The organism is Brachybacterium equifaecis, from assembly GCF_023509525.1.
GTDB classification, from domain to species: domain Bacteria; phylum Actinomycetota; class Actinomycetes; order Actinomycetales; family Dermabacteraceae; genus Brachybacterium; species Brachybacterium equifaecis.
The window spans coordinates 68,794-95,733 of the sequence record NZ_JAKNCJ010000005.1; the positions used below are offsets into that span (position 1 = coordinate 68,794).

25 protein-coding genes and 1 tRNA gene are annotated in these 26,940 nt (G+C 71.2%); 3 read left to right on the forward strand and 23 right to left on the reverse strand.

The genetic code is table 11. From position 1 onward, the window contains the following. Window positions 1-83 precede the first annotated feature (83 nt). Window positions 84-791, forward strand: a complete 708-nt coding sequence (nucS, locus tag Bequi_RS10265; RefSeq protein WP_249737847.1) for an endonuclease NucS — start codon at window positions 84-86, stop codon at window positions 789-791. A gap of 23 nt (window positions 792-814) precedes the next feature. Continuing rightward, the gene (locus tag Bequi_RS10270; protein ID WP_249737848.1) at window positions 815-2,032 is read left to right on the forward strand and encodes an N-acetylglucosamine-6-phosphate deacetylase; all 1,218 of its coding nucleotides are present in this window, start codon (window positions 815-817) and stop codon (window positions 2,030-2,032) included. Window positions 2,033-2,035: 3 nt separating this feature from the next. Here the strand turns inward: Bequi_RS10270 and Bequi_RS10275 are convergent, their stop codons facing one another. From Bequi_RS10275 to lysA, 20 genes are all read right to left on the reverse strand, one after another. Continuing rightward, window positions 2,036-2,467 carry a DUF2550 family protein gene (locus Bequi_RS10275; RefSeq protein WP_249737849.1) on the reverse strand — a complete coding sequence of 144 codons (432 nt, stop codon included), beginning with the start codon at window positions 2,465-2,467 and terminating at the stop codon, window positions 2,036-2,038. A 33-nt stretch (window positions 2,468-2,500) separates the two neighbouring features. After that, a complete protein-coding gene (locus tag Bequi_RS10280) occupies window positions 2,501-2,773 on the reverse strand; it encodes a F0F1 ATP synthase subunit epsilon (protein WP_249737850.1) in 273 nt (90 codons plus the stop codon). Beyond that, window positions 2,770-4,242, reverse strand: a complete 1,473-nt coding sequence (gene atpD / locus Bequi_RS10285; RefSeq protein WP_249737851.1) for a F0F1 ATP synthase subunit beta — start codon at window positions 4,240-4,242, stop codon at window positions 2,770-2,772. The genes Bequi_RS10280 and atpD overlap by 4 nt, the downstream gene beginning before the upstream one ends. Before the next feature lie 49 nt (window positions 4,243-4,291). Then, the gene (locus tag Bequi_RS10290) at window positions 4,292-5,206 is read right to left on the reverse strand and encodes a F0F1 ATP synthase subunit gamma (protein WP_249737852.1); all 915 of its coding nucleotides are present in this window, start codon (window positions 5,204-5,206) and stop codon (window positions 4,292-4,294) included. A 75-nt stretch (window positions 5,207-5,281) separates the two neighbouring features. Beyond that, a complete protein-coding gene (gene atpA, locus Bequi_RS10295) occupies window positions 5,282-6,907 on the reverse strand; it encodes a F0F1 ATP synthase subunit alpha (RefSeq protein WP_249737853.1) in 1,626 nt (541 codons plus the stop codon). A gap of 77 nt (window positions 6,908-6,984) precedes the next feature. Beyond that, window positions 6,985-7,800: a F0F1 ATP synthase subunit delta gene (locus Bequi_RS10300; protein ID WP_249737854.1), complete on the reverse strand. Its 816-nt coding sequence runs from the start codon at window positions 7,798-7,800 to the stop codon at window positions 6,985-6,987. 9 nt (window positions 7,801-7,809) lie between these two features. Further along, complete coding sequence (locus Bequi_RS10305; RefSeq protein WP_249737855.1) at window positions 7,810-8,358, reverse strand: F0F1 ATP synthase subunit B; 549 nt, start codon at window positions 8,356-8,358, stop codon at window positions 7,810-7,812. A 10-nt stretch (window positions 8,359-8,368) separates the two neighbouring features. Continuing rightward, on the reverse strand, window positions 8,369-8,596 hold the full coding sequence (gene atpE, locus Bequi_RS10310) for an ATP synthase F0 subunit C (protein WP_347271992.1): 228 nt from the start codon (window positions 8,594-8,596) through the stop codon (window positions 8,369-8,371). A gap of 71 nt (window positions 8,597-8,667) precedes the next feature. After that, window positions 8,668-9,480: a F0F1 ATP synthase subunit A gene (atpB, locus tag Bequi_RS10315; protein WP_347271998.1), complete on the reverse strand. Its 813-nt coding sequence runs from the start codon at window positions 9,478-9,480 to the stop codon at window positions 8,668-8,670. A gap of 251 nt (window positions 9,481-9,731) precedes the next feature. Next, entirely contained in the window at window positions 9,732-10,214 is a 483-nt protein-coding gene (locus Bequi_RS10320) for a Cg1360 family ATP-synthase-associated protein (RefSeq protein WP_249737857.1), read from the reverse strand. Next, window positions 10,201-11,328 (reverse strand): MraY family glycosyltransferase, encoded by a 1,128-nt coding sequence (locus Bequi_RS10325; protein WP_249737858.1) that lies wholly within the window; start codon window positions 11,326-11,328, stop codon window positions 10,201-10,203. Before Bequi_RS10325 ends, Bequi_RS10320 begins: the two co-directional genes overlap by 14 nt. Further along, complete coding sequence (locus Bequi_RS10330; protein WP_249737859.1) at window positions 11,325-12,305, reverse strand: L-threonylcarbamoyladenylate synthase; 981 nt, start codon at window positions 12,303-12,305, stop codon at window positions 11,325-11,327. The genes Bequi_RS10325 and Bequi_RS10330 overlap by 4 nt, the downstream gene beginning before the upstream one ends. After that, complete coding sequence (locus Bequi_RS10335) at window positions 12,302-13,345, reverse strand: N5-glutamine methyltransferase family protein (protein ID WP_249737860.1); 1,044 nt, start codon at window positions 13,343-13,345, stop codon at window positions 12,302-12,304. Before Bequi_RS10335 ends, Bequi_RS10330 begins: the two co-directional genes overlap by 4 nt. After that, window positions 13,342-14,478 (reverse strand): peptide chain release factor 1, encoded by a 1,137-nt coding sequence (prfA, locus tag Bequi_RS10340; protein ID WP_249737861.1) that lies wholly within the window; start codon window positions 14,476-14,478, stop codon window positions 13,342-13,344. Before prfA ends, Bequi_RS10335 begins: the two co-directional genes overlap by 4 nt. An 84-nt stretch (window positions 14,479-14,562) precedes the next feature. Then, on the reverse strand, window positions 14,563-14,775 hold the full coding sequence (rpmE, locus tag Bequi_RS10345; protein WP_249737862.1) for a 50S ribosomal protein L31: 213 nt from the start codon (window positions 14,773-14,775) through the stop codon (window positions 14,563-14,565). Between the two features lie 162 nt (window positions 14,776-14,937). Continuing rightward, entirely contained in the window at window positions 14,938-16,944 is a 2,007-nt protein-coding gene (rho, locus tag Bequi_RS10350; RefSeq protein WP_249737863.1) for a transcription termination factor Rho, read from the reverse strand. Between the two features lie 340 nt (window positions 16,945-17,284). After that, entirely contained in the window at window positions 17,285-18,196 is a 912-nt protein-coding gene (gene thrB, locus Bequi_RS10355; protein ID WP_249737864.1) for a homoserine kinase, read from the reverse strand. Next, the gene (gene thrC / locus Bequi_RS10360) at window positions 18,193-19,251 is read right to left on the reverse strand and encodes a threonine synthase (RefSeq protein ID WP_249737865.1); all 1,059 of its coding nucleotides are present in this window, start codon (window positions 19,249-19,251) and stop codon (window positions 18,193-18,195) included. The genes thrB and thrC overlap by 4 nt, the downstream gene beginning before the upstream one ends. A gap of 3 nt (window positions 19,252-19,254) precedes the next feature. Then, complete coding sequence (locus Bequi_RS10365) at window positions 19,255-20,583, reverse strand: homoserine dehydrogenase (protein WP_249737866.1); 1,329 nt, start codon at window positions 20,581-20,583, stop codon at window positions 19,255-19,257. Window positions 20,584-20,698: 115 nt separating this feature from the next. Further along, window positions 20,699-22,114: a diaminopimelate decarboxylase gene (gene lysA, locus Bequi_RS10370; protein WP_249737867.1), complete on the reverse strand. Its 1,416-nt coding sequence runs from the start codon at window positions 22,112-22,114 to the stop codon at window positions 20,699-20,701. A 213-nt stretch (window positions 22,115-22,327) separates the two neighbouring features. Between lysA and Bequi_RS10375 the strand changes: the two genes are divergently transcribed. Next, complete coding sequence (locus Bequi_RS10375) at window positions 22,328-24,580, forward strand: bifunctional alpha,alpha-trehalose-phosphate synthase (UDP-forming)/trehalose-phosphatase (protein ID WP_249737868.1); 2,253 nt, start codon at window positions 22,328-22,330, stop codon at window positions 24,578-24,580. A gap of 85 nt (window positions 24,581-24,665) precedes the next feature. On the opposite strand, the gene Bequi_RS10380 is transcribed toward Bequi_RS10375, so the two are convergent. The 3 genes from Bequi_RS10380 to Bequi_RS14400 all read right to left on the reverse strand — a co-directional run bounded on the left by Bequi_RS10380 (window position 24,666) and on the right by Bequi_RS14400 (window position 26,803). Then, window positions 24,666-24,738, reverse strand: a tRNA-Arg gene (locus Bequi_RS10380). A gap of 104 nt (window positions 24,739-24,842) precedes the next feature. Beyond that, entirely contained in the window at window positions 24,843-25,907 is a 1,065-nt protein-coding gene (tsaD, locus tag Bequi_RS10385) for a tRNA (adenosine(37)-N6)-threonylcarbamoyltransferase complex transferase subunit TsaD (RefSeq protein WP_249737869.1), read from the reverse strand. Next, the gene (locus Bequi_RS14400) at window positions 25,904-26,803 is read right to left on the reverse strand and encodes a peptidoglycan DD-metalloendopeptidase family protein (RefSeq protein ID WP_249737870.1); all 900 of its coding nucleotides are present in this window, start codon (window positions 26,801-26,803) and stop codon (window positions 25,904-25,906) included. The genes tsaD and Bequi_RS14400 overlap by 4 nt, the downstream gene beginning before the upstream one ends. Between the last annotated feature and the right edge of the window lie 137 nt (window positions 26,804-26,940).

Consider the following 26,940-nt stretch of genomic DNA (forward strand, 5'->3'; position numbering starts at 1 on the left):
GCGTGAGAGTGAGCACGGACGCCACGGGGGTCGCCGGGCACGTCCGCGGGTGAGGGGACGCAGGCGTGTCGTAGCCTGGCGGGGTGCGTCTCGTCGTTGCCCAGTGCTCAGTCGACTACACCGGTCGGCTCACCGCCCATCTCCCCCTCGCTCGCCGCCTTCTCATCGTCAAGGCCGACGGCTCCGTGCTCGTGCACTCCGACGGCGGCAGCTACAAGCCGCTGAACTGGATGAGCCCCCCGTGCTCGCTGCGGGTGACCCCTCGCGAGGACGCCGGCGAGCTCTCCGATCTCGAGCCGGACTGGGTGGAGCAGTGGGACGTCACGCATGCGAAGACCGGCGACCGCCTGCGCGTGCGGATCCACGAGAAGCTCTCGGACACCGCCCACGAGCTGGGCATCGATCCCGGACTGCAGAAGGACGGCGTCGAAGCGCACCTGCAGGCGCTGCTGGCCGAGAACATCCAGACGCTCGGCGAGGGCTGGAGCCTGGTGCGGCGCGAGTACGGCACGGCGATCGGCCCCGTGGACATCCTCGCGCGCGACGCAGAGGGCCGCACCGTGGCCATCGAGATCAAGCGGCGCGGCGAGATCGACGGCGTCGAGCAGCTGACCCGCTACCTCGCTCTCCTGAACCGCGATCCCCTGCTCGCCCCGGTGCGCGGGATCTTCGCCGCGCAGGCGATCAAGCAGCAGGCGCGCGTGCTGGCCGGCGACCGGGGCATCGACTGCGTGACCCTGGACTACGACGCGCTGCGCGGCATCGACGATGCCGATTCGCGACTCTTCTGACCCGACGCTTCTGAGAGGTGCCGATGAACGCCGCCGAACCCCTGCACGCAGATCTGGCCGTCCACGGCACCGCCGTGCTCCCCCACGGGGTCGTGCCCGGCGCCCTCGTGCTCGTGGGCGGGAACCGGATCCTGTTCGCCGGCCCCGCCTCCCGCGCACCTCAGCACCATGCGGATCGCGTGGTGGAGCATGCCGGTCTCATCCTCCCCGGCCTCGTGGATCTCCACTGCCACGGAGGCGGTGGCGCCTCCTTCCCCGACTGCGCCGATGCGGACGAGGCCCTGATCGCCGTGCGCGAGCACCTGCGCAGCGGCACCACCTCGCTCGTCGGCTCACTGGTCACCGCCTCCCCCGCCGACCTCCTCGCGCGCACCGCCATGCTCGCTCCCCTCGTGCGCAGCGGCGATCTGGCCGCCCTGCACCTCGAGGGACCCTTCATCTCCCCTGCGCGCAAGGGCGCCCAGAACCCCGAGCACATCAGCGGCGGCGACGCGGCTCTCGTCGACGCGCTGGTCGAGGCGGCAGGCGGCGCGCTCGCCACGATGACGCTGGCCCCGGAGACCGAGGACGCGCCCGAGGTCATGCGCGCTCTCGCCCGCGGCGGAGCGGTGCCCTCGCTCGGGCACACGGATGCGAGCAGCGCCGTCATGACCGCTGCCCTCGCCGATGCCTCCCGCGTCCTGCGCGCGCATCCCTCGCGCTCGGCCCGACCGACCGTCACGCACCTGTTCAACGGCATGCGACCGATCCACCATCGCGATCCAGGCCCGGCGCTCGCCGCCCTCGATGCCGCCGCCCGCGGCGAGGCGGTCGTCGAGCTGGTCGCCGACGGCGTGCACCTCGACCCGAGGACGACCGCGCACGTCTTCGCCATCGCCGCCGAGGGCGCCGTGGTGCTGGTGACCGATGCGATGGCCGCCGCCGGGATGGCCGACGGCCGCTATCGGCTCGGCGCCCTGGACGTCACGGTGCAGGAGGGCGTCGCTACCCTGACCGACGGCGGCGCCATCGCAGGCGGCACCACGCACCTCATCGACGTGGTCCGCTGCGCGGTGCTCGAAGCGGGCGTGGATCTCTCGGCCGCTGTGCGCGCGGCGAGCTCCGCTCCGGCCGCCGTGCTCGGGCTCCAGGACGAGATCGGGTCCCTGCAGGAGGGGCTGCGCGCAGATCTGCTGCTCGTGGACGAGGAGCTGCGCCCGGTCCAGGTGCTGCGCGGCGGGCAGACGGTCGAGCGGGACTGAGGATCAGTCGGCGTCGCCGACGAACCCGCCTGTCGGCGCAGCCTCGTACCAGGCCACGATGGCGCTGGCCGCCTGAGGGGAGAGCACCGTGCGCAGCTGGGGCCTGCTCCCCCGCTCGAACGCGAGCAGCACGTAGTCGTCCATCCCTGGGAGGGCAGAGGGCAGAGGCTGACGCTGCAGATCGGTGATGTCCTCGCGCCGCAGCACCTCCTCGGGCTTCAGTCGCAGCGAGAAGGCCCGGAACCAGCGCAGGCGGTCGCTGCCGAAGCGCATGAGCCCGCTCTGCCAGGTGATGCCGTGCATCCGGGAGGGGCGCTGGACGCTGCACTCGAAGCTCCCCCGCGGGCGCGCCACGAGGATCTGCCGCAGCACCACGGCAAGCGCCCCTGCAACGACGAACGCCCCGATCACCACGAGGATGATCGGGACGTCCATGTGCGGAATGTGCACGCTCGGCTCTCGCTCAGCTCAGCGGGAGGTCTCGTGGCGCGCGGCCGTGTCCACCGCGATGGTGACCACGTCCTGGTCCATCGAGACGAATCCGCCGTCGATCTCGCGCTCGCTGGCCTCGCCGTTCTCCGCGATGATGCGCACCCGGCCCTGGCCGAGGACGGCCAGGGTGGGCTGCATGCGCGGCAGGATGCCCATCGAGCCGTCGATCGCGGGGACCACGACCTGGGCGGCCTCGCCGGTCCACAGGGTGCGATCCGCGCTGACGAAGGTCACCGCGAGGGTGCTCACTGACCGAGCTCCTTCTGGATGCGGTGCCAGTTCTCCAGGACCATGTCGATGCCGCCGACGTTGAAGAACGCCTGCTCGCTGATGTGGTCGAACTCGCCGTCGCAGATGCCCTTGAAGCCCTCGATGTTGTCGCGCAGCGGCACATCCGAGCCGTCCACGCCCGTGAACTGCTTGGCGAGGTGGGTGTTCTGCGAGAGGAACTGCTGGATGCGACGTGCGCGCGACACGATGACCTTGTCCTCCTCGGACAGCTCATCGACGCCGAGCATCGCGATGATGTCCTGGAGCTCCTTATTGCGCTGCAGGATCTGCTTCACGCGCACCGCGGTGTCGTAGTGGTCCTGGCCGATGTAGCGGGGATCCAGGATGCGCGAGGTCGAGGACAGCGGGTCGATCGCCGGGTACAGACCGCGCGAGGCGATCTCGCGGGAGAGCTCGGTGGTCGCGTCCAGGTGGGCGAAGGTGGTCGCCGGAGCCGGATCCGTGTAGTCGTCGGCCGGCACGTAGATCGCCTGCATCGAGGTGATCGAGTTGCCGCGCGTCGAGGTGATGCGCTCCTGGAGCACACCCATCTCGTCGGCGAGGTTCGGCTGGTAGCCCACGGCGGAGGGCATGCGGCCCAGCAGCGTGGAGACCTCGGAGCCGGCCTGCGTGAAGCGGAAGATGTTGTCGATGAACAGCAGCACGTCCTGGTTCTGCACATCGCGGAAGTACTCCGCCATGGTCAGAGCGGACAGCGCCACGCGCAGTCGCGTGCCCGGCGGCTCATCCATCTGGCCGAACACGAGGGCCGTCTTGTCGATGACGCCCGACTCGGTCATCTCCTCGATCAGGTCCCAGCCCTCACGGGTGCGCTCGCCCACGCCGGCGAACACCGAGACGCCGTCGTGGTTGTTCGCCACGCGGTAGATCATCTCCTGGATGAGGACGGTCTTGCCGACGCCGGCGCCGCCGAACAGGCCGATCTTGCCGCCCTGCACGTACGGGGTCAGGAGGTCGATCGACTTGATGCCCGTCTCGAACATCTGGGTCTTCGCCTCGAGCTCGTCGAAGTTCGGAGCCTTGCGGTGGATGGGCCAGCGCTCGGTGACCTCGAGGCGCTCCTCGCCGCGGTTCAGGGCGTTGCCCACCACGTCGAACACGGTGCCGAGGGTGACGTCGCCGACAGGCACCGAGATCGGTGCGCCGGTGTCGGTCACGGCCTGGCCGCGGATGAGGCCGTCGGTGGGCTTGAGCGCGACGGCGCGGACCATGCCGTCGCCGAGGTGCTGCGCGGTCTCGAGCGTGAGGACGCTGCGCTCGAGGCCGGCGCCGGGCACGTCGATGACGGTGGTGAGGGCGTTGTAGATCTCGGGGATCTTCCCGGGGGGGAACTCGATGTCCACGACCGCGCCGGTCACGCGCGCGATGCGGCCAGCGGCCTCCGGGGCGGAGGTCTCGGTCTCGTCGATGTAAGCGGGGCTGCTCATAAGGTTCTCTCCAAACGATGGGGCCGGCGCGAGGAGCGCCTGCGGAGTGTCAGCGTTCCTTGCGACCTGATCCGGCGAGGGCATCGGCGCCGCCGACGATCTCCGTGAGCTCCTGGGTGATCTCCGCCTGTCGAGCGGAGTTCGCCAGTCGCGTGAACTTCCTGATCTGGGTCTCTGCGTTGTCGGTCGCGGTCTTCATGGCCTTCTGGCGGGAGGCGTGCTCCGAGGCCATGGACTGCATGAGGATGTTGACGATGCGCGACTCGAGGTAGCGCGGGATGAGCTGGTCCAGGACGGCTTCGGCGTCCGGGGCGAACTCGTAGAGCGGATAGGTCGGTGCGGTGCCGGTCTCGCTGCCGTCGACCACCTGGATCGGGACCAGGCGCGTCGCCCGGGCGAACTGCTGGAACCGGCTCACGAAGCGCGTGCCGACCGCGTACAGCTCATCCAGGTGGACCGCAGGATCCGTGCTGAGGAGATCCGCGGTGACGACGTCGGCGATCTCGGCGCCGAGAGCACCGAGCTCCTCCTCGCGGTACGGAGCCCACGCGCGGTGGGCGGGGCGGTTGCGGAACCGGTAGTACGTCTCGCCCTTGCGGCCGACGACGTACATGACCGGGGTCTTCCCCTCGGCGCGCAGCTTGTTGGCGAGCTCCTCCGCCATGCGGATCGCGGTGGGCGAGTACGAGCCCGCCATCCCCCGGTCCGAGGTGATGAGGAGGATCCCGGCGCGCCCGGTGCTCGTGCGGTCCTGCTCGAGGAACGGGTGCTCGAGATCCGACGAGTGCGTCGCGACGGAGCCGATCGCCCGCGTGATCGCATCCGCGTAGGGCGTGGTGGCGAGCACGCGAGCGTGCGCCTTGGAGATGCGCGCCGCGGCGATCATCTCCTGGGCCTTGAAGATCTTCTTCATGCCCTGAGCGGAGCGGATCCGCTTCTTGTACTCCCGTTGCTGGGCTCCCATGTCTCTCCTCGTGCAGTCGCAGCCGTGCGGTGGTCCGGGCCGCCGCCCTCGGTGGAGGGCGGCGGCGTCAGCGGATCAGCCGCGGACGATGCGCTCCTGGTCGATGTCGGCATCGTCAGCGCGCGTGTGCACGTCGTTCACGGGCGCGCCATCGGTCCGGCCGGCCAGGTAGTCGGACTTGACCTGGTCGAGGATGCTCGAGAGCTCCGCTTCCGTGTCGGCGTCGAACTTCTTGGTCTCGCGGATCGTCGAGAGCACCGAGCCGTTGTGGCGCAGGTGCTCCAGGAGCTGCGCCTCGAAGGCGCGGACGTCCTCGACCTCGATCTCGTCGAACTTGCCGTTGGTGCCGGCCCAGACGGAGACGACCTGCTCCTCGACCGGCATCGGCGAGTTCTGGGGCTGCTTGAGCAGCTCCATGAGTCGTGCGCCGCGGCTGAGCTGCTGCTTGGAGGCGGCATCCAGGTCCGAGGCGAACATGGCGAAGGACTCGAGGTCGCGGTACTGCGCGAGCGAGAGCTTCAGGGTGCCGGAGACGCCCTTCATAGCCTTGATCTGCGCGGAGCCGCCGACGCGGGACACCGAGATGCCGACGTCGACCGCGGGGCGCTGGTTCGCGTTGAACAGATCCGACTGGAGGAAGACCTGGCCGTCGGTGATCGAGATGACGTTGGTCGGGATGTACGCCGAGACGTCGTTGGCCTTCGTCTCGATGATCGGCAGGCCGGTCATCGAGCCGCCGCCCATCTCGTCGGACAGCTTCGCGCAGCGCTCCAGCAGACGGGAGTGCAGGTAGAAGACGTCGCCCGGGTAGGCCTCGCGACCCGGCGGGCGGCGCAGCAGCAGCGACACGGCGCGGTACGCCTCGGCCTGCTTGGACAGGTCGTCGAAGACGATGAGGACGTGCTTGCCCTCGTACATCCACTGCTGGCCGATCGCGGAGCCCGCGTAGGGAGCGATGTACTTGAAGCCGGCGGGATCGGATGCGGGAGCGGCGACGATCGTCGTGTACTCGAGCGCGCCGTTCTCCTCGAGGGTCGCGCGCACCGAGGCGATGGTCGAGCCCTTCTGGCCGATCGCGACGTAGATGCAGCGCACCTGCTGGGAGGGGTCGCCCGACTCCCAGTTCGCCTTCTGGTTGAGGATCGTGTCGATCGCGATCGTGGTCTTGCCGGTCTGGCGGTCGCCGATGATCAGCTGACGCTGGCCGCGGCCGATCGGGATCATCGCGTCGATCGCCTTGAGGCCCGTCTGCAGGGGCTCCTTGACGCTCTTGCGCATCATCACGCCGGGAGCCTGGAGCTCGAGGGCGCGGCGGCCCGAGGTCTGGATCTCGCCGAGACCGTCGATGGGCGCGCCGGTCGGATCGACCACGCGGCCGAGGAAGCCCTCGCCGACGGGGACCGAGAGGACCTCGCCGGTGCGGCGGACCTGCTGGCCCTCCTCTATGCCGCTGAACTCGCCGAGGATCACGACGCCGATCTCGCGGAGGTCGAGGTTCAGGGCGAGGCCCAGCGTGCCGTCCTCGAAGCGGACGAGCTCGTTGGCCATGACGTTGGGGAGGCCCTCGACACGGGCGATTCCATCGGCGGATTCGGTGACCCGGCCGATCTCCTCGCGGTCGGTGCCGCCGACCTGGTAGGTGGACACTGCTGTGTCCAGGGCGTTCCGGATGTCCTCCGGACGGATGCTGAGCTCGGCCATCGCGCTGCTTCGCTTCCTCTCGCCCCCGCGTGCGGGGGATGGTCGTGTGGTGCTGGGGTAACGCCGGAACGGGGCCGTCAGGCCGCCAGGCGGTTGCGCGCCTGTGCCAGGCGAGCGAGGACAGTGGCGTCGAAGAGGTCGTCGCCGACCTGGATGCGGAGTCCGCCGATGACCGCGGGATCGTGCTCCACGTTCATCTGGACCTCGCGGCCGTAGACACGGGCCAGGATCGCTCCCAGCCGCGCCTGCTGCTGATCGCTCAGCGGAGCGGCGCTGGAGACCACGGCGAGCAGCCGCTGGCGGCGGGCCGAGGCGAACCGTGCGAACTCGAGCAGGCGCCGAGCGGGCTTGGTCTCTGTGCTGCGGCCGACGGCGCGGCGCGCCAGGAGCACGGCCGTGCGATCGGCGCGGCCCTCGAGGAGCCGGGACATGATGCCGGCTCGGCGCTCGCTGTCGTCGCGCGCGTCGACGAGAGCACCGCTGAGAGCGCTGCTGTCGTCGATCGCGCGCGAGACCTGGAAGAGCTGCTCCTCGACGGCGCCCAGGGTCCCGTCGCGATCCGCCTGCTCGAGCAGGGCCTCGATGCCCAGGAACTCCAGGGCGTCGAGGACGTCGTCCTGCTCGGACCAGCGGCGGCGCACGACCTCGAGGGTGAGCTCGAGCGCAGCAGGGCTGATCCGGCCGTCGAAGAGGGAGCGCACGACGGCCTCCTTCTCCTCGGCAGGGCGGCCTGCATCGCTGAGCGCGCGTACGAGCTGATTGCTGGAGTCGATGGCATCGGCCACCGAGAACAGCTCATCTGCGGTGCGGCCCAGGTCGCCGCCGTCCTGCCGGAACAGCTCGCCGGCCCTGCGGCTCGCCTCGGTAAGAGACGTGGAGGAGGTTCCTCGCATGGTGTTCCTTTATCGAGTGGTGGCCGACGACGACTCGAGGTCGTCGAGGAACCGGTCGATCACGCGGCGCGAGCGCTCGTCATCCGTGAGCGACTCCCCGACGATCTTCGAGGCGAGATCGCTCGCGAGCGCTCCGACCTCGCCGCGCAGCTGCGCGGCGGCCGAGGTGCGCTCGGCGGACAGCTGCTGCTGGCCGGCGACGAGGATGCGGGTGGACTCGGCCTCTGCGCGAGCGCGGGCCTCCTCCACGATGCGGGCGCCGTCCTGGCGCGCCTTGTCGCGGATGCTCGCAGCCTCCTGGCGCGCGGCGGCGAGCTCATGGGCCTGATCGGCCTTGAGCTGATCAGCCTGCTGCTGGACCTCTTCCGCCTTTTTCAGACCGCCCTCGATCTTCTCGGCACGCTCCTCGAGCACGGCGTTGAGCCGCGGGAGGATGAACCGCATGAAGACGAGCGCGAAGATGACGAGGAAGATCAGCGTCCAGACGATCTCCTGCGGCTCGGGGACGAGCAGCCGCCACCCGGGGGTGACGCCCCCTTCTCCTTCAGCGAGAATCATGGCGCGGGCCTCAGAAGATGAAGCCGGTGACGATCGCCAGCAGCGTCAGGATCTCGGTGAAGGCGATGCCGATGAACATGGTGGTCTGCAGCTGGCCGCGCAGCTCGGGCTGGCGCGCCATGGCCTCAGCCGTCTTGCCGACGATGATGCCGATGCCGATGCCGGGGCCGATCGCGGCGAGGCCGTAGCCGACGGTGGCGATGTTGCCGGTCATCTCAGCGAGGGTCGTGGTGTCCACGGGGTTTCCTTTCGTTGTGCCGGCCGGTCGGACGACAAGGGTGGGGACGGTGGGGAGAGCGGGGACGAGGCTCAGTGCTCGTCGGAGGTAGCCATCTGGATGTAGACGGCGGACAGCATGGTGAAGATGAAGGCCTGCAGCGCGGCGACGAAGATCTCGAAGCCGTAGATGCCGATGGCGAGAGCACCTGCGAACGGCGACAGGGCGATGAGCGCGGAGCCCGAGAAGAGCAGGGCGTGCGTCATGCCGATGAAGACGACCATCATGATGTGGCCGGCGACCATGTTCGCGAGCAGTCGGATCGTGAGGGAGGCCCAGCGGATCACCGCGACCTGCAGGAACTCGATCGGGATCAGCAGCAGGTAGATGATCTTCGGGACGCCGGGCGGCATGGTCTCGTGCTTGAGGTAGCCGACCACGCCGTGCTTGCGCACGCCGAAGATCACGTAGGTGGCGAAGGTCCACAGCGCGAGCAGCAGCGGCAGGCCGATCACCGAGTTGCCCGAGAGGTTCAGGCCCGGGATCACGCCCGCGAGATTCATCGAGAAGATGAGGAAGAACATCGTGATGAGCATGGGCGCGTACTGCTTGCCCGCGCGCAGGCCCAGGGTGTTCTGGATGATCGAGGTGTTCACGAACTCGATCAGCATCTCCACGATGCTCTGCGCCTTGCCCGGCACGAGCTTCGCCCGTGCGGCGATCACGCACATGACGGTGAGGACCACCAGGAGCACGATGAGGCGGACGAGCTGGACGCGGTTGAACTCGAACCACGTGCCCTCCCACAGCAGCGCACCCGGGAAGAACTGATCCAGAGAGGGGACGTGAAGGTTGAAACCGCCTTCGGCGAGAAGGCGTGTGGTGTCGGCGGTGTTCAGCGCGATCTCCCCTGGTCGTCATGCCGGCGACGGGCCGGCTCGGCCGTGAAACTGGTGGGTGCGGGATCCGGCTGCTGGGACCTGCCGCGCCGGATCGCAGGACCCGGATCAAGACGTGCCCCGCTGCGATGCCGGGCCGGGAAGGAGCCCCCTGCAGCACTGCACGCAAGGACCTTCCCGCGGAGCCGGCGGCGACCGCGCTGGGACTCCCCCACCATAGCAGAGGCACGGCCGGTCGGACCGTCCGCAGCGACTCCTCAGGAGTGCTCTGCGTCGCTCCTGCCGGAACCTGCCACCTCGAGCCGCGGGCGGCTGCGCACCATGCCCAGGGCTTCGGCGAAGGCGGCCGCGAGCGCTCCGGCCAGCAGGGCGATCCCGAGCCACGGCCGGGAGATGCCGGGGATCTCGGCGAGGAGCAGCAGCGCGATGATCAGCAGCAGCATCTTCACCATCCAGCTCCCCATGAGCACCATCGCCCAGGAGACGGGCGGCAGCCTGCGCGACAGCAGCGCGGACGCCAGGGTGGGCAGCGTGACGATCAGGGCGAGGCCGCTGCCGATCAGCGCTCCGCGCAGCGCGGAGCCGTCGCCGAGGATGGCAGCGAGGGCCAGGACGACGAGATCCGCGGCGATCCCCACGCCGACGGCGACCAGCAGCGCGCGCATCAGCATGCGATCGTTCTTCGCCCGGGCGGCGAGCACGGAGGGATCGGCGGGAGCGGACGGCTCAGGAGAGGGCATCGGGCTCTTTCTGTTCGGGTGCGCGGCGGCGGAGCCGGGCGACGGGGTCCAGGGTCACGAGCACCGCGCCGAGCAGGCCCACGGCCCAGAAGGCCAGGGTCATCCGCGTGCTGAGGAATGCGGGCAGGAGCAGGCCGAGGGCGACCACGATCGTCCACACGTACATGATCGCGACGGCGCGCGCATGCGAGTGGCCGATCGCCAGCAGCCGATGGTGCAGATGGCGCTTGTCGGCGTGGAAGGGCGACTTCCCCGAGCCGATCCTCCGCACCACGGCGAGAGCGAAGTCGAGGAACGGGATGAACATGACGCCGATCGGCAGCAGGATCGGGAGGAACTGGCCGAGCGCGTCCGCTCCCGAGAGCCGTCCGGGGTCGATCTGGCCGGTCACCGTGATCGTGCTGGCCGCCAGGAGGAGCCCGAGGAGCATGGAGCCGGAGTCCCCCATGAAGATCCGAGCCCGGTGCAGGTTGTGCGGCAGGAAGCCGATGCAGGCGCCCACCATGATCGCGGTGATCAGGGCCGCGAGGGACGAGTAGTCCGTGGTGCTGGCCGTGCGGGTGAGCATGTACGCGTAGAGGAAGAACGCGCCGCCTCCGATGGCCATGACTCCTGCCGCCAGTCCGTCGAGCCCGTCGACGAAGTTGACCGCGTTCATAGAGACCACGACCACCAGGACCGTGAGGAGGATCGCGCTGCGCGGCGAGAGCAGGGTGATACCCCCGATCGGCAGGGAGACCAGGCGCACTCCCTCGGCCGCGAGGATGACCGCCGCGAGCACCTGCCCGCCGAGCTTGATGAACCAGTCCAGATCCCACTTGTCGTCCGCCGCGCCGAGCAGGCACACCAGCGCCGCGGCGGCCAGGATCGCCCAGGGCTGAGCGGAGTCCTGGAAGAGCGCGGAGAGGAAGGGGACCTGCGAGGCGGCGAGCATCGCGGCGGTGATCCCGGCCAGCATCGCGAGGCCGCCGAGCCGCGGGGTGACGGCGGTGTGGACATCCCTCGAGCGCACTGCGGTGAGCGCCCCGGCCCTGCGCGCCACGAGCCGCGCCGCAGGGGTCACGAGGAAGGTGACCGCTGCGGCGAGGAGCAGGAGGAAGAGGTAGATCCTCACGCGGAGGGCTTCTCGCTCTCCCCTGCATCCGGCGGGACGATCGAGGTGCGCGAGGGGATCGCGAACGCGTCGACGCCGATCCCTCCGGCGGGGGCTGCTGCGGCGGGGCGCTCGTCGGCGGGGGCGGTCTCGTCGATGCCTGCGGTTCCGTCCGCGCCCGCGGGCGCGGCGGTCCCCTCGGAGCCCGCGCTCTCGGAGCCTGCGCTCTCGGAATCCGTGCTCTCGGCACCGCCGTCGGCCTCGCGCGCAGGAGCGCCGTCGACTGCCTCCCCGGCGGCATCAGGATCCGTCGTGCCCTCGGGCGCGGGTGCGGAACCCTCAGCGGGCTCCGGCTCGGGCGCGGCGAAGATGTCGCCCACTGCCGCGATGATCTCGTCCTTCGACAGAGCGCCTTCGCGCACGATCTGCGGGGGCTCCACCGTCAGGTCGATGATCGTCGAGGAGGTGCCGATCCGGGCCGGGCCTCCGTCCAGATAGATCGAGACCTGATCGCCGAGCTGCGTGGCCGCGTCCATGACGGAGAGCGCCGCGGGGCGCCCGTGGCGGTTCGCGCTCGAGACGGCGAGGGGACCGGTGCGGCGCAGCAGGGCCAGGGCGGTCTCGTCGTCGGGCATGCGCAGGGCGACGGTGCCGCGGGTCTCGCCGAGGTCCCAGGTCAGGGACGGCTGCGCCCGCAGGATGAGGGTGAGGGCCCCGGGCCAGAAAGCGTTGGCGAGGTCCTCGGCGCTGTCGGGCACATCGACCGCGAGAGCGTGCAGGACTGCGGGATCGCCGACCAGGACGGGAGGCGGCACGTCGCGGCCGCGCCCCTTCGCCATCAGGAGATCCTGCACGGCGTCAGGGGTGAAGGCATCGGCGCCGATCCCGTAGACGGTGTCGGTCGGCAGGACGATGAGTCCCCCGTCCCGCACAGCCTGCGCCGCTGCGTCCAGGGCGCTCTCTCGGGTCAGCTCGTTCCGGGTGTCGTACACGCTCACGGCGCCAGTCTCTCATTCCGTTGGGGCGGCAGCAGGGATTCTCCGTCTCCGCGCGGCCGACGGCGGGCCACGAGGAAGCGGTCGCGACCGGTGAGGTCGCGGTCGGTGCGTATGTCGGCGAACGCGCCCGTGGCCTCGGCGAGGTCTCGCAGGGCGGGTCCCTGGACGTCGGCATGCTCCATCACGAGCAGCCCCCCCGTGCGCAGGAGAGCCGCCGCACGGGCGATGAGGGCTGCTGGAATCTCGAGACCGTCCTCTCCGCCCCCGTACAGGGCGGCCGCAGGATCGTGCTCGCGCACCTCGCGCTCCCGCGGCACCGCGCCCGCGGGCACATACGGCGGGTTGCTCAGCACCGCATCGGCCGTGCCGGGCTCCACCGCGCTCGCGAGGACTGACGGATCGGTGGCATCCCCCACGTGCAGCTCCCATCGCGGCTCCGCCTCCGGGGCGCCGCCCTGCGGGTTCGACCCCGGGCCATCGGAGCGCGCGGCGGCGGCGATGTTCTCGGCTGCGAGCTGCGCGGCGGCGGCATCGAGCTCGACGGCCACGACGTGCGCCGCGGGGAGCTCGTCGAGGACGGCGGCGGCGATGGCGCCGCTGCCCGTGCACAGATCCACCACGAGGCGCGCGCCGTGGACGCGGTCGAACTCGAGGAGGTGATCGATCATCAGCTCCGTCTCGGGCCTCGGGATGAACACGCCCGCTCGCGTGCGCAGCAGCAGCCGGCGGAACGGGGCCTCGCCGAGGATGAGCTGGAGCGGCTCGCGAGACGCCCTGCGCGCCACCAGGGCCTCGAGGCGCTCCTCGAAGTCCGCGGGCAGGGCGTCGACCATCACCAGCGGACCGCGGATCTCCCCCGCCCGCACGATGAGCGCGCGAGCGTCGACACTGGGCGAGGGCACCCCGGCCCGCTGGAGCGCCTCGGTGCTGCGGCCGAGCGCCGCGCGCAGGCGCTCGCGAGGATCCGGCGCATTCGCACCGGCGGCCTTCGCGGCGCCCGCGGCGCCCTGCGCGGCGCTCTCGGCGCCCGTCGCGCTCACGCGCCCGGTTCCATGAGTGCCGCGGCGCTCATCCGCGCCTCCGCCTCGGCCCGCCGGGAGGACTCGATGAGCGCGTCCATGTCGCCGGCGAGGACCTGATCGAGGTTGCTGGCCTTGAAGCCGGTGCGGTGATCGGCCACACGCGACTCGGGGAAGTTGTACGTGCGGATCCGCTCCGAACGGTCCACGGTGCGCACCTGGGTGCGACGCACGGCGGAGGCCTCGGCGTCCTGCTGCGCCCGGTGCAGGTCCAGGAGCCGCGAGCGGAGGATCCGCAGCGCCTGCTCGCGGTTCTGCAGCTGGCTCTTCTCGTTCTGGCAGGAGACGACCAGGCCCGTGGGCACGTGGGTGATGCGCACTGCGGAGTCCGTCGTGTTCACGCTCTGCCCGCCCGGCCCCGAGGAGCGGTACACGTCGATGCGGAGGTTCGCAGGGGCGAGCTCCCCGGCGAGCAGCTCCGCCTCATCGGTCTCGTCGGCCTCCGGGACCACGAGCACCCCGACGGCGGAGGTGTGGATGCGGCCCGCCGATTCGGTGACCGGGACGCGCTGCACGCGGTGCACTCCGCCCTCATGCTTGAGGTGCGCCCAGACCCCGTCTGCCGTCGCCGCACCGCGGGCGCGGATCGAGACGGTGGCGTCCTTGATGCCTCCGAGATCCGACCCGGTCTCCTCGAGGACCTCGAGGACCCAGCCGTGCGCGGTCGCGTACTGGCGGTACATCCGCAGCATCTCGGCGGCGAAGAGGGCTGACTCCTCTCCCCCGGCTCCCGCCTTGATCTCCATGATGACGTCGCGGCCGTCGTCCTCATCGCGCGGGGCGAGGAGCTCTCGCAGGCGCTCAGCCCGATCGCGCACCTCGACCTCGAGGCGATCGGCCTCCTCGGCGAGATCCGGATCCTCCGGTGCGAGCTCGCGGGCGGTGGCGAGATCCTGCGCGGCGGCGATCAGATCGGCGTCGGTGCCCAGGAGCTGCTCGAGCTCCGCATAGCGCCGGCCCACGCGCCGCGCGCGGGAGGCGTCCTCGTGGAGCGCCGGATCGGCCATCTCCGCCTGGAGGGCCGCGCGCTCCTCGCGCAGGGCGGCGCGGCGCGCGGCAGGCAGCGGCGAGGCGCCCTCGGGCTCAGTCGGCATGGCGGTCTCCTGCTCGGCGCGGGTGCATGGGCATACGACGACGCCGGCGGCCCCCACAGGGTGCCGCCGGCGTCGCGCGAGAAGTCAGCTGGACTTCTTACCGTACCGGGCCTCGAAGCGGGCCACACGGCCACCGGTGTCAAGAATCTTCTGCTTGCCCGTGTAGAACGGGTGGCAGGCGGAGCAGACCTCAGCGCGGATCTGGCCGTCGCTCTTGGTGCTGCGGGTCGTGAAGGTGTTGCCGCAGGAGCAGGACACCTCGGTCACGACGTACTCAGGATGGATGTTCGCCTTCATGCTGTCTCTCCTTCTCAGGGTCGCTGGGTCGGTGCCCGGCGGGCGCCGTGAACCAGAACCGTCTACGGATACTGCCATGCGCAGCGCCCGGCCGCCATGCTGTTCGCCACCGGCGTGACGAATCTCCTGGCCGGGCCCTCCGCGCACGGACCGGGCGGCTGATCAGCCGACGGTCGGGGTGTTCTTCTGCACGGTCATGAGGAACTCGTTGTTGGAGGAGGTCTTCTTGACCCGCTCCAGCAGCAGCTCGATCGCCTGCTGCTGCTCGAGCGTCCCGAGCACGCGGCGCAGCTTCCACATCACCATGAGCTCCTCGGGGCTCATGAGCTCCTCCTCGTGGCGCGTGGACGAGGCGTTGACGTCCACCGCGGGGAAGATGCGGCGCTCGGCGAGCGTGCGCGACAGGCGCAGCTCCATGTTGCCGGTGCCCTTGAACTCCTGGAAGATCACCTCGTCCATCGTGGAGCCGGTCTCGATGAGCGCGGTGGCGAGGATGGTGAGCGAGCCGCCGTGCTCGATGTTGCGCGCAGCGCCGAAGAAGCGCTTCGGCGGGTAGAGCGCCGACGCGTCCACGCCGCCCGAGAGGATGCGGCCCGAGGCCGGGGCGGCGAGGTTGTAGGCGCGCGCGAGCCGCGTGATGGAGTCCAGCAGCACCACGACGTCCTTGCCCATCTCCACCAGGCGCTTCGCGCGCTCGATGGCGAGCTCGGCGACGATCGTGTGATCGGCCGAGGGGCGGTCGAAGGTCGAGGCGATGACCTCGCCCTTGACCGTGCGCTGCATGTCGGTGACCTCCTCGGGGCGCTCGTCTACTAGCACGACCATGAGGTGGACCTCGGGATTGTTCGTGGTGATCGCGTTGGCGATCTGCTGCATGATCATCGTCTTGCCGGTCTTCGGCGGTGCGACGATGAGCCCGCGCTGCCCCTTGCCGATCGGCGAGACCAGATCGATCACGCGCGGCGAGATCGCGGTGGGAGCGGTCTCCAGGCGCAGGCGGTCCTCGGGGTAGAGGGGGGTGAGCTTGGAGAAGTCGGCGCGCGTGCGTGCACGCTCCGGGGAGAGGCCGTTGATCGTGTCGACCTGGAGGAGCGGCGTCGCCTTGCTCTGCTGCTGCTGGCCCTTGCTGCGCCGGTTGCCGTAGCGGCCGCCGGAGCTGTGCTGCTCGACGTGCTGCTGCTCCTCGCCTTCGCGCGGCGGGCGCATCTTGCCGGTGATGGCGTCGCCCTTGCGCAGACCGCTCTTGCGCACCATGTTCTGCGGCACGAAGACGTCACTCGGGCCGGGGAGATATCCGGTGGTGCGCACGTAGGCGTTGGAGTCGCGGATGTCGAGGATGCCGGCGACGGTCACCAGCTCCTCGCCCTCGCGCGCCTCGGACTCCTCGTGCGAGGCGCCGCCGGCGGACTGGGCGCCGCCCTGCTCGCCGTAGCTGTCGCTGCCGCCGCGACCGCGGCGCTTGCGATCCCGGCTGCGGCTGCGCGAGCGGCGGTTGCGGCGGTCGTCGTCCTCGCCCTCGCGCCCCTGGCGATCATCGCGGTCGCTGCGCGCGGGGCCTGCGTCCTCGCCGCTGCGGTCGGGCAGCTCGATGTCCTCGATGCGACGCGGCCGCTGACCGCGATCCTCGCGCTGGCCGCGGTCCTCCCGCTGACCGCGATCTTCGCGCTGGCTGCGGTCCTCGCGTGCGGGGCGGCCCTCGCGCGGCGCCCGCTCAGTGCGCTGGCCGCGCTCCTCGCGCTGGCCGCGCTCCTCGCGCTCTTCGCGCTGCGTGCGCTCACCGCGCTGGTCGCTCTCCTCGCGAGCAGTCTGGCCCTCCTGCTGCGAGCGCTCCTGCCGAGGCGCCTGCTCCTCGCGCGGGGCGTCGGCTGCGCGCGGCGCCCGCTCCTCGCGAGGGCTCTCGCCGCGCTGCTGGAAGCGCGGATCCCGCTGAGGGGCGATGTCGCTGCGCTGTGCCCTCTCCTCGCGCGCAGGTGCGCTCTCGCCCTGCTCGGCGCGGTCGCGGCCCGCGGTCGAGGCCGCCGAGCCGCCGCGGATGGCGTCGATCAGCTCGCCCTTGCGGAGCTTGCGCACTCCGCGGATGCCCATGTCGGCGGCGATCTGCTGGAGCTCGGGGAGCTTCTTGGCCGAGAGCGCGCTGCCCTCGCCGGATGCTGCGGTGGTGTCGTTCACCCAGGTTCCTTCCTGTGGAGAGCCGCTCGCGGCTCTCGGTGCTGTCCTGAAGCGCCGGGGCCGGGCTCTGCGATCGCAGAGGCCGGGGCGGCGGAGTTCTCGGGTCCCGGATCCTGCGTGCTGCAGCACGCCGCATGCGCGGATGCGGCCGTGCCAGGCAGGAAAGGGGATGCGCTCTCGACGCCCTCTGGCGGCCGCTGAGGCGCGCCGTGCGATCGAGGGGGTGTGCTGCGGCCGGATGGTGGCCGCATATGCCCGCAGCGTGGCTGCCGAGCGCAGGCTCACGCTACCACAGAGGGGCCGGCTTCCCGCGTGCCGTCCGTCGGCCGCGAGCGGCTGGTCAGCCGAGCGGGCCGCCGCCCTGGAGGGAGAGCCCGGTGCGGGCGATCCGCCACGATGCGGGATCCTCGACGACCTGGCCCACCACCTCGGAGAGCCGAGCGTCCGCGCCGGCCAGCACGAGGACGGAGGGGCCCGCCCCCGAGATGACCGCGGGGTACCCCTCCGCGCGCAGCACGCGCACGAGCTCCACGCTCTGCGGCATGCCGGGAGCGCGCTGCTCCTGGTGGAGCCGGTCCTCGGTCGCCGTGAGCAGCAGCTCGGGAGCCTCGGCGAGAGCGTGCACCAGCAGCGCGGCTCGGCCGGCGTTGAACGCCGCGTCGGCGTGCGGCACCTGCTCCGGCAGGAGCGAGCGCGCGGAGCTGGTGGACAGTCGCGCCGCCGGCAGCAGGATCACCGGCTCGATGCCGGCCTCCGCCACCCGGAGCGGGACGGCGCGGGCATGCGCGCCCTCCATCCAGGAGGCGACGACGCCGCCGAGCAGCGCCGGGGCGGCATTGTCCGGATGGTGCTCCATCTGGGTCGCGAGATCGAGCACGGTCGCATCGTCCAGGGCTCCGGGATCGGAGATCAGCTCCCGCGCGAGGAGCAGACCGGCTACCGTCGCGGCCGCGCTCGAGCCGAGCCCGCGGCCGTGCGGGATGCGGTTGCGGCACAGCAGGCGCAGCCCCACCTGCGGAGCGCCCGCATGATCCAGTCCCAGGCGCAGCGCGCGCACGACGAGGTGGTCCTCCCCCGTCGGCACCTCCCCCGCGCCCTCGCCCTCGACCACGACCTCGGCGGGAGAGGTGGTCGCCTCCAGCTCGAGCTCGTCGAACAGGCGCAGCGCGAGGCCCAGGGCATCGAACCCGGGGCCGAGGTTCGCGCTCGTCGCGGGCACGCGCACGCCGACGCGCGACTGGGTGATCCTCACAGGCCCATGGCCTCCGCGGCGGCGTCGATGTCGACGGGGATCACGGTGGGGGTCAGATCCGCGCGGCTCAGCGCGGTGTCGATGTCCTTGAGCCCGTTGCCCGTCACGGTGATCGCGATGCGCGCACCGCGGGGCACGGCGCCCCGCTCGGCCTGCTGGAGCAGTCCCGCGACTCCCGCGGCGGAGGCGGGCTCGACGAAGATGCCGACCTCGCCTGCGAGGATCGCCTGCGCATCGAGGATCTGCTCGTCGGAGACCGCGTCGATCAGGCCGCCGGAGTCGTCGCGCGCGGCGCTGGCGAGCGCCCAGGACGCAGGGGCGCCGATGCGGATCGCCGTCGCGATCGTCTCGGGGTTCGGGATCGGCCGACCGGCGACGAAGGGCGCCGCGCCCTCGGCCTGGAAGCCCCACATCGCGGGGGTCCGCGTCGAGATCCCCTTGTCGCGGTACTCCTGGTAGCCCATCCAGTAGGCGGAGATGTTCCCGGCGTTGCCGACGGGCAGGATGTGGATGTCGGGGGCGTCCTCGAGCGCATCGCACACCTCGAAGGCGGCCGTCTTCTGGCCCTGCAGGCGGTAGGGGTTCACCGAGTTCACGAGCTCGACGGGGAACGCGGCATCGAGCTTCCGCGCGATCTCCAGGCAGTCGTCGAAGTTGCCGTCGACCTGGATCAGCCGTGCGCCGTGGACGACGGCCTGGGCGAGCTTCCCGGCGGCGATCTTCCCCTTCGGCAGCAGCACGGCGCAGGTCAGGCCTGCACGCGTGGCATAGGCGGCCGCGGAGGCGGAGGTGTTGCCCGTGGAGGCGCACACGACGCTCTTCGCACCGTCGGACAGTGCCCGGCTCATCGCCGAGACCATTCCGCGGTCCTTGAAGGAGCCGGTCGGGTTCATGCCCTCGACCTTGATGTGCACCTCGGCTCCGACCTGCGCCGAGAGGCTCGGGGAGTGCACCAGAGGGGTACCGCCCTCACCGAGGGTGAGGAGGGTGTCGGTGTCGCTGAACGGCAGGTGCTCCCGGTACTCGGCGAGCAGGCCGCGCCACTGATGGGCCATGGGTCATTCTCCTTCGATGCGCAGCACGGAGTCGATCGCGATGACCGCTCCGGAGCTGTCCAGGACGTCGAGTGCGGAGTCCACCGAGGATTCGGCGGCGGCGTAGGTCGCGATCCCGATGCGGGCGCGATCCTCTGTCCCCTCGGCCTGCGGCAGAGGCTCCTGATGGATGGTGGAGATCGAGATGCCGTGCGCGGAGAGCGTGCCGGCGACCTCGGCCAGGACGCCGGGGCGGTCCTGCACGGTGAGGGAGAGGTAGAAGCCGTTGCGGAGCGATCCGATGCCGACGATCTCCAGATCGGCGTAGCGGCTCTCGCGCGGCCCCACTCCCCCGAGCACGCGCTGGCGCGCCACGGTCACGAGGTCGCCGAGGATCGCCGAGGCGGTCGGCGCGCCGCCCGCGCCCTGCCCGTAGAACATGAGCGATCCGGCGGCCTCGGCCTCGATGAACACGGCGTTGTACGCCTCGCCGACGGACGCCAGCGGGTGCGAGCTCGGGATCATGGCCGGGTAGACCCGGGCGGAGATGCGCTCGGTGCCCTCGGCGTCGGCGATCCGCTCGACGATCGCGAGCAGCTTGATGGTGCGCCCCATCCGCGCGGCGGCCGCGATATCGGCCGAGGTGACGGACGTGATGCCCTCGCAGTGGACGTCCTGGAGCCCCACGCGGGTGTGGAAGGCCAGCGAGGCGAGGATCGACGCCTTCGCGGCGGCGTCGTGGCCCTCGACGTCGGCGGTCGGATCCGCCTCGGCGAACCCCAGCTCCTGGGCGCGGGCGAGGGCGTCCTCGAAGGCCGCGCCGGTGCGCGCCATCGCGTCGAGGATGTAGTTGGTGGTGCCGTTGACGATGCCGAGGACGCGCTGGATCCGATCCCCTGCGAGCGACTCGCGGATCGGCCTCACCAGCGGGATCGCGCCGGCGACGGCGGCCTCGAAGTGGAGGTCCACGCCGTGCTCGTCGGCCGCCTCGTAGAGCGTGACGCCGTCCTGGGCGAGGAGCGCCTTGTTGGCGGTGACGACGCTCGCGCCGTTCTCGATCGCCTCGAGCAGCAGGCCGCGGGCCGGCTCGATGCCGCCCATCACCTCGACCACGAGATCCGCTTCGCGCACCAGTGCCGACGCGTCGGTCGTCAGCAGAGCGTGATCCACGTGCTCCCCGCGATCCTTGCTGACGTCCTGGACCGCGATGCCGATGACGCGCAGCGGCGCGCCAATCCGATGGGCGAGCTCCTCGCCGTTGAGGCGGATCAGGCGCAGCACGTCGGCGCCGACGGTGCCGGCGCCGAGCACCGCGACCCGCAGGGGCTCGTGATCGGGCAGGGGATCGGTCATGGGGGAATCCTCACGCAGGGGCAGTCAGGGGGAAGGGATGGCACTGGGCTCTGGCACTGTATCCCGATCCGCCCGTCCGAACGGAGCTCGTGTCACAGTGCGTCGGCGCGGGCGCTCAGCCGGCGTCGAGTCCGAGCAGATCCTCCTCGGTCTCACGGCGCAGGAGGGTCGTGATGCGGCCGTCCTTCACCGCGACGACCGGAGGCCGGGGCACGTGGTTGTAGTTCGAGGCGAGCGAATAGCAGTAGGCGCCGGTCACGGGCACGGAGATCAGGTCCCCGCGCCCCACGTCGCCCGGGAGGTACTCGTCCTTGACGATGATGTCGCCGCTCTCGCAGTGCTTGCCCACCACGCGCACCACCTGCGGCTGCGCGTCCGAGACGCGGGAGGCGAGGAGAGTCGAGTAGTCCGCGTCGTACAGCGCGGTGCGGATATTGTCGCTCATGCCGCCGTCGACTGCGACGTAGAGGCGGTGCTGCTGGCCCCCGAGCTGCACGTCCTTGACGGTGCCGACGGTGTAGAGGGTCTGGGTGGAGGGGCCTGCGATCGCGCGGCCGGGCTCGAAGGCGACCCGCGGGATCTCGATCTCGAGATCGAGGCAGCCCTTCTCGATGATCGTGGAGATGCCGGTGGCGAGCGCCTCGGGGGTCTGCGGGGTGTGCTGCGTGTTGTACATGACGCCGAAGCCGCCGCCGAGATCCAGGTGGGTGATCGTCGCGCCGAGCTCGTCGCGCACCTGCGCCACCAGCCCGAGGATGCGGCGCGCCGCGACCTCGAAGCCGCCGGTGTCGAAGATCTGGGAGCCGATGTGCGAGTGCAGGCCCAGCAGCTCGAGCGCATCCTCCTGCGCGAGCACGCGGCGCAGCGCCTCGAGGGCGTCTCCGGAGGCGAGGGAGATCCCGAACTTCTGGTCCTCGTGGGAGGTGGCGATGAACTCGTGGGTGTGCGCCTCCACGCCCGTGGTGATGCGCAGCATGACCGCAGGCCGCGCCCCGGACTCCCGGGCGAGGCGCGCGAGCTGGTCGATCTCCTCGAGGGAGTCGATGACGATCCTGCCCACTCCCGCCTCGAGCGCACGGCGGATCTCGGCGTCGGACTTGTTGTTGCCGTGCAGGGCGAGGCGCTCGGGCGGGAAGCCGGCGCGCAGCGCGACGGCGAGCTCTCCCCCGGTGCAGACGTCGAGCCCCAGCCCGTCCTCCTCCATCCAGCGGGCGACGGCCACGCAGAGGAACGACTTGCCGGCGTAGTAGATGTCGGCGCCGCTGAGGGGGCGGAACGCCTCGGTGAACGCCTCGCGGAAGCGGAGGGCGCGCGTGCGCATGTCGTCCTCGTCCAGCACGAACGCCGGCGTGCCGACCTCCTCGGCGATGCGCAGGGCGCTCACCCCGCCGACCTCCAGGGCGCCGTCGGCGCCGCGGGCAGTCGTCTGCGACCACAGTCCCGGCAGCAGCGCGTTGACGTCCTGGGGATAGGGCAGCCACGTGGGGGCGATGTCGTTGCCGTGCAGGGCGCCGGCCTCATGGGCTCGCATCGGGAGGCCCTCCTGGATTCGGGGAAGCGCGCGCGGCGCGGGTACCGCAGAACCCTATGGGACGGCCGTGCGGGGCCGCGCGCCGGTCCGCCCGTCGGGCCTCGTCGGGCCTTCCCGCCGGGCCCCCGCCGGGCCCCGCCTTGCCCCGCATCGGCGCAGGCCGCGTTGGTAGCCTGGCGCCATACCCCCCTCGATCCTGAAGGAGCATGATCCATGTCCCAGCATGATCTCGTCATCGTCGCCAACCGCCTCCCCGTCGACTCCCGCACCCTGCCCGACGGGGCGACCGAATGGGTCACGAGCCCCGGCGGGCTCGTGACCGCCATGGAATCCGTGATGAAGGGCGTCGACTCGGGCGCGTGGGTCGGATGGGCGGGATCCCCGGGCGAGGCGCCGGATCCCTTCGAGGCCGACGGCATGCACCTCTACCCCGTCCGGCTCGAGGCGGAGGACGTCGAGAAGTACTACGAGGGCTTCTCCAACGGCACGCTCTGGCCGCTGTACCACGACGTCATCGTCGACCCCGAGTTCCATCGCACCTGGTGGGACAGCTATGTCGCCGTGAACCGCCGCTTCGCGAAGGCCGCCGCGGAGGTCGCCTCCCCCGGCGGCACCATCTGGGTGCACGACTACCAGCTCCAGCTGGTGCCCGAGATGATCCGCTCGGAGCGCCCCGACGTGCGGATCGGATTCTTCAACCACATCCCCTTCCCGCCGCTCGAGCTGTTCAGCCAGCTCCCCAAGCGCAACCAGGTGCTGCGGGGCCTGCTGGGCGCCGACCTCGTCGGCTTCCAGCGGGAGAGCGATGCCCTGAACTTCACCGCCGCGGCGCGCAAGCTCCTGGGATACCAGGTCGACCAGCACACGGTGACCGTCCCCGGCATCGGCGCGAGCGAGCCGCGCCAGGTGCTCGCCAAGTGCTTCCCGATCTCGATCGATGCCGGCGCGATCACGGCGCTGACCGAGGATCCCGAGCTGCGCGAGCGCGCGGCGCAGCTGCGCCGGGACCTGGGCGATCCGAAGCGGATCGTGCTGGGCGTGGACCGGCTGGATTACACCAAGGGCATCCGGCACCGGCTGAAGGCCTGGGGCGAGCTGCTCAACGACGACCTCATCGATCCCTCCGAGACCGTGCTGGTGCAGGTCGCGACGCCCTCGCGCGAGCGCGTGGACGCCTACCGCCAGCTGCGCGACGAGGTGGAGCTCACCGTCGGCCGCATCAACGGCGACTTCGCGCCGATCGGCCGCCCCGCGATCTCGTATCTCCACCGCTCCTTCGACCGCCGCGACATGACGGCCCTCTACATGGCTGCCGACGTCGCCCTCGTGACCTCTCTGCGCGACGGCATGAACCTCGTCGCCAAGGAGTACGTCGCCTCCCGGCCGGATCTGCGCGGGGTCCTCGTGCTGTCGGAATTCACCGGCGCGGCCGACGAGCTGCGCGCCGCGATCCTGGTGAATCCTCACGACATCGACGATCTGAAGTCCTCGGTGCTGCGCGCCCTCACCATGAGCGAGGAGGAGCAGGAGGAGGCGATGCGCTCGCTGCGCCGGCAGGTCCTCGACCATGACGTGCAGACCTGGGCGAAGCTGTTCCTCGAGGACCTCGAGGAGATCGGCCGCACTGCGAAGCCCGGCAGGCCCGCCATCCGCCTCCACGGCGAGGATGCCCCGGCGCGCGCGGAGCTCGAGGAGGCGCTCGCCGCCTTCGCGCGCACTCCCCGGATCCTGGTGGCGAGCGACTTCGACGGCGTGATCGCCCCGATCGTCGCCGATCGCGACGCGGTCCAGCCCGATCCGCGCTCCCTCACGGCGCTGCGCGAGCTCACCGAGCTGCCCGGCGTGAACGTCGCCCTGGTCTCCGGTCGCGCTCTCGCCGATCTCGACCACCACACCCGCATGCCGAGCACCGTCGCCCTGATCGGATCCCACGGCGCCGAGGTCGGGGCGCTGCCCGCGGACTTCCACGCGGACGTGCTGGATGCCGCGGCGCTGACGATGGACGACTCCAAGCAGTCCCTGCTGGAGTCGATCATCCGCCGCCTGCGGCTGATCTCCTCGCAGTACCCGGGCACCGAGGTCGAGATCAAGCCGACCGCGGCCGTGCTCCACACCCGCCAGGCGCGCGGTCGCGGGGCCGGCAACGCCACCGAGGCCGCCCTCGAGTACGCGCGCACGCTGCCCGACGTCTACGTCACCCCCGGCAAGAAGGTCGTCGAGTTCTCGGTGGTGCACACCTCCAAGGGCTCCGCGGTCCAGGCGCTCGCCCGCGCCGCCGCGGCCGACGCCGTCCTCTATCTGGGCGACGATGTCACCGACGAGACGGTCTTCACCGTGCTCGACGAGGGCGACCTCGGGATCAAGGTGGGAGCGGGCGACACCGCCGCGCAGTGGCGGATCGCGGATACCGAGGCCGCAGCGCAGCTGCTCACCGCTCTGCGAGAGCGGCGCGGCCAGGACCGCTGAGGCGGAGCACCTGGGCAGGCGCGCTCGCGCACAGCAGAGCCCCCGCCCCTCCCGCAGCTGCGGAGAAGGACGGGGGCTCACTCGGTGCCCGCGACAGGATTCGAACCTACGACCTTCTGCTCCGGAGGCAGACGCTCTATCCACTGAGCTACGCGGGCGGACCTCGACAGTCTAGCGCGGACCGGGGGGCGCGTCGCGCTGGGAGCGGCGTGAGGGTGCGACTGAGGTGCAGGTCTCAGCGTTGCGCGAGCGCCCTCGAGGCTCAGACGCTCAGTGCGGCAGGCAGGGGCAGCTGCGCCCCGTGGAGCACGGCCGAGGGGTCCGCAGGGATCGCGAGACCGCTGGGCTCGGCGCCTGCGCGCACCAGGAGATCGCCGACGGCGGCGATCATCGCGCCGTTGTCGGTGCACAGGCTGATCGGCGGGATGCGCAGCTCGATGCCGGCGCGGTCGCAGGCCTCCTGGGCGCTCGTGCGCAGACGGGCGTTCGCGGCCACTCCCCCGACGATCACGAGGGTCTGAAGGTCCTTCTCGCGCACAGCCTTCAGCGCCTTCGCGACCAGCACGTCCACGACCGCCTGCTCGAACGAGGCGGCGATGTCCGCGATCGGCACCGCGGCGCCGTCGCGCTCGATGGTCTCGACGGTGCGCGCCACAGCCGTCTTGAGGCCGGAGAAGGAGAACATGTAGGGCGCGTCGCCTCCGCGCATGAGAGCGCGCGGGAAGGTGAACGCCCGGGGGTCTCCCCCGGCAGCGGCCTTCGAGACCACGGGGCCGCCGGGATAGCCGAGACCGAGGAGCCGGGCGACCTTGTCGAAGGCTTCTCCGGCGGCGTCGTCCAGCGTGTCTCCGAGGTGCACGATCGGATCGCGCACGAGGTCGCGCACATGCAGGATCGAGGTGTGGCCGCCGGAGACGATCAGCACGATGCTCTCGTCCGGCAGAGGGCCGTGCTCGAGGGTGTCGGCGGCGGCGTGGCCGGCGAGATGGTGGACTCCGTACAGCGGGACATCGAGCGCCCAGGCGATCGACTTCGCGGCGGCGAGGCCCACATGGACCGCGGTGGCGAGTCCCGGGCCGGAGGTCGCGGCCACGTGCGTGATGTCGCCGAGCTCGACGCCGGCGTCGGCCAGGGCGATCTGCAGGGTGGGGACCGCGGCGTCGAGGTGCGCGCGGGCGGCGATCTCAGGGACCACTCCCCCGAACTCCGCGTGCTGGCGGGCGCTCGAGGCGAGGCCCTGGCCGAGCAGGACGCCGTCGCTGACGATCCCGAAGCCGGTCTCGTCGCACGAGGACTCGACCCCGAGGACGACCGGGGCCGAGGTCACTTGAACAGCGACATCGGGTCGGAGTAGGTCCCTGCCGTGTCCGCCTTGATAAGGTGGAGGTGGCAGCCGGTGGAGCGGCCGGTGCTGCCGACGAGGCCGATGGTGTCGCCCTGGGCGACCGTCGCGCCGACGGTGGTCTTGAACTCCGAGAGGTGGTAATAGCCGGTGACGACGCCGTTGCCGTGATCGATCTTCACGCGGTTGCCCGAGGACGAGTTGTACTCGACCGCGATCACGGTGCCCGCGGCGGCCGCCTGGACCTCGGTGCCGCAGGCCGCGGCGAAATCGACGCCGTCGTGCATCTTCGCGTAGCCGAGCACGGGGTGCACGCGCATGCCGTAGCCGGAGGAGATCGCCCCGGCGACGGGGTGGATGTAGCCCTCTGCCGAGGGAGCCGAGGCGCCGCCGGTGACGGTGACCGCGCCGGTCGCCTCGTCGACGACGGTCACGGGCTCCGGTGCGGCCTGGACGGTGAGCGGGGTGGCGGCGTCGGCGGTGCTCGCGACAGCCTGCTCGTTGCCCGCGGTGTCGACGGTGACGGCCTGGCCGGGATCGGCGACGGCCGGGGCCACCAGGGCCGAGTCCGATGCAGCGGTCTCGCTGACCGCGACGGCGGGGACGGCCTCGATCTGCACGGGCGCGGAGTCCGCGACCTGCTCGATCTGCTCCTGGGTCTGCTCGGTCTCGGCGACGGAGGTGTCGTGCTGGAGCGGGAGGGTCTGATCGGTGCCGCTGGCGGCAGCGGAGGCGAGGGGGACTGCGATCGTCGCGGTGGCCAGGGCGCCGAGCACGCCGACCTTCACCACTCCGGCCTGGAACGCGGAGCCGCGGTGGGAGACGGTGGAGGTCCGGAGCTGACGGACCTGTGCACGGCCTGCTGCGCGATGATTCCCCACGTGATGACTCCCAGTTCTCTCGACGACGTTCGGTGCTTCGTGTCCGGTGGGCGACGCCGGACGGGAAGACGCGTCGCCGAACAACTTCCCCCAACCTAACGAGCCGATCGGCGGGATCCAGGCCCCATGCGGCCCCC

Excerpts from the sequence above, each read along its gene's own strand:
- Bequi_RS10270 (WP_249737848.1), top strand. The coding sequence starts at position 815 with ATGAACGCCGCCGAACCCCTGCACGCAGATCTGGCCGTCCACGGCACC.
- Bequi_RS10275 (WP_249737849.1), bottom strand. The coding sequence starts at position 2,467 with ATGGACGTCCCGATCATCCTCGTGGTGATCGGGGCGTTCGTCGTTGCA.
- atpD (WP_249737851.1), bottom strand. The coding sequence starts at position 4,242 with ATGAGCAGCCCCGCTTACATCGACGAGACCGAGACCTCCGCCCCGGAG.
- Bequi_RS10290 (WP_249737852.1), bottom strand. The coding sequence starts at position 5,206 with ATGGGAGCCCAGCAACGGGAGTACAAGAAGCGGATCCGCTCCGCTCAG.
- atpA (WP_249737853.1), bottom strand. The coding sequence starts at position 6,907 with ATGGCCGAGCTCAGCATCCGTCCGGAGGACATCCGGAACGCCCTGGAC.
- Bequi_RS10300 (WP_249737854.1), bottom strand. The coding sequence starts at position 7,800 with ATGCGAGGAACCTCCTCCACGTCTCTTACCGAGGCGAGCCGCAGGGCC.
- Bequi_RS10305 (WP_249737855.1), bottom strand. The coding sequence starts at position 8,358 with ATGATTCTCGCTGAAGGAGAAGGGGGCGTCACCCCCGGGTGGCGGCTG.
- Bequi_RS10320 (WP_249737857.1), bottom strand. The coding sequence starts at position 10,214 with ATGCCCTCTCCTGAGCCGTCCGCTCCCGCCGATCCCTCCGTGCTCGCC.
- prfA (WP_249737861.1), bottom strand. The coding sequence starts at position 14,478 with ATGCCGACTGAGCCCGAGGGCGCCTCGCCGCTGCCTGCCGCGCGCCGC.
- rpmE (WP_249737862.1), bottom strand. The coding sequence starts at position 14,775 with ATGAAGGCGAACATCCATCCTGAGTACGTCGTGACCGAGGTGTCCTGC.
- thrC (WP_249737865.1), bottom strand. The coding sequence starts at position 19,251 with ATGGCCCATCAGTGGCGCGGCCTGCTCGCCGAGTACCGGGAGCACCTG.
- Bequi_RS10365 (WP_249737866.1), bottom strand. The coding sequence starts at position 20,583 with ATGACCGATCCCCTGCCCGATCACGAGCCCCTGCGGGTCGCGGTGCTC.
- lysA (WP_249737867.1), bottom strand. The coding sequence starts at position 22,114 with ATGCGAGCCCATGAGGCCGGCGCCCTGCACGGCAACGACATCGCCCCC.
- Bequi_RS10375 (WP_249737868.1), top strand. The coding sequence starts at position 22,328 with ATGTCCCAGCATGATCTCGTCATCGTCGCCAACCGCCTCCCCGTCGAC.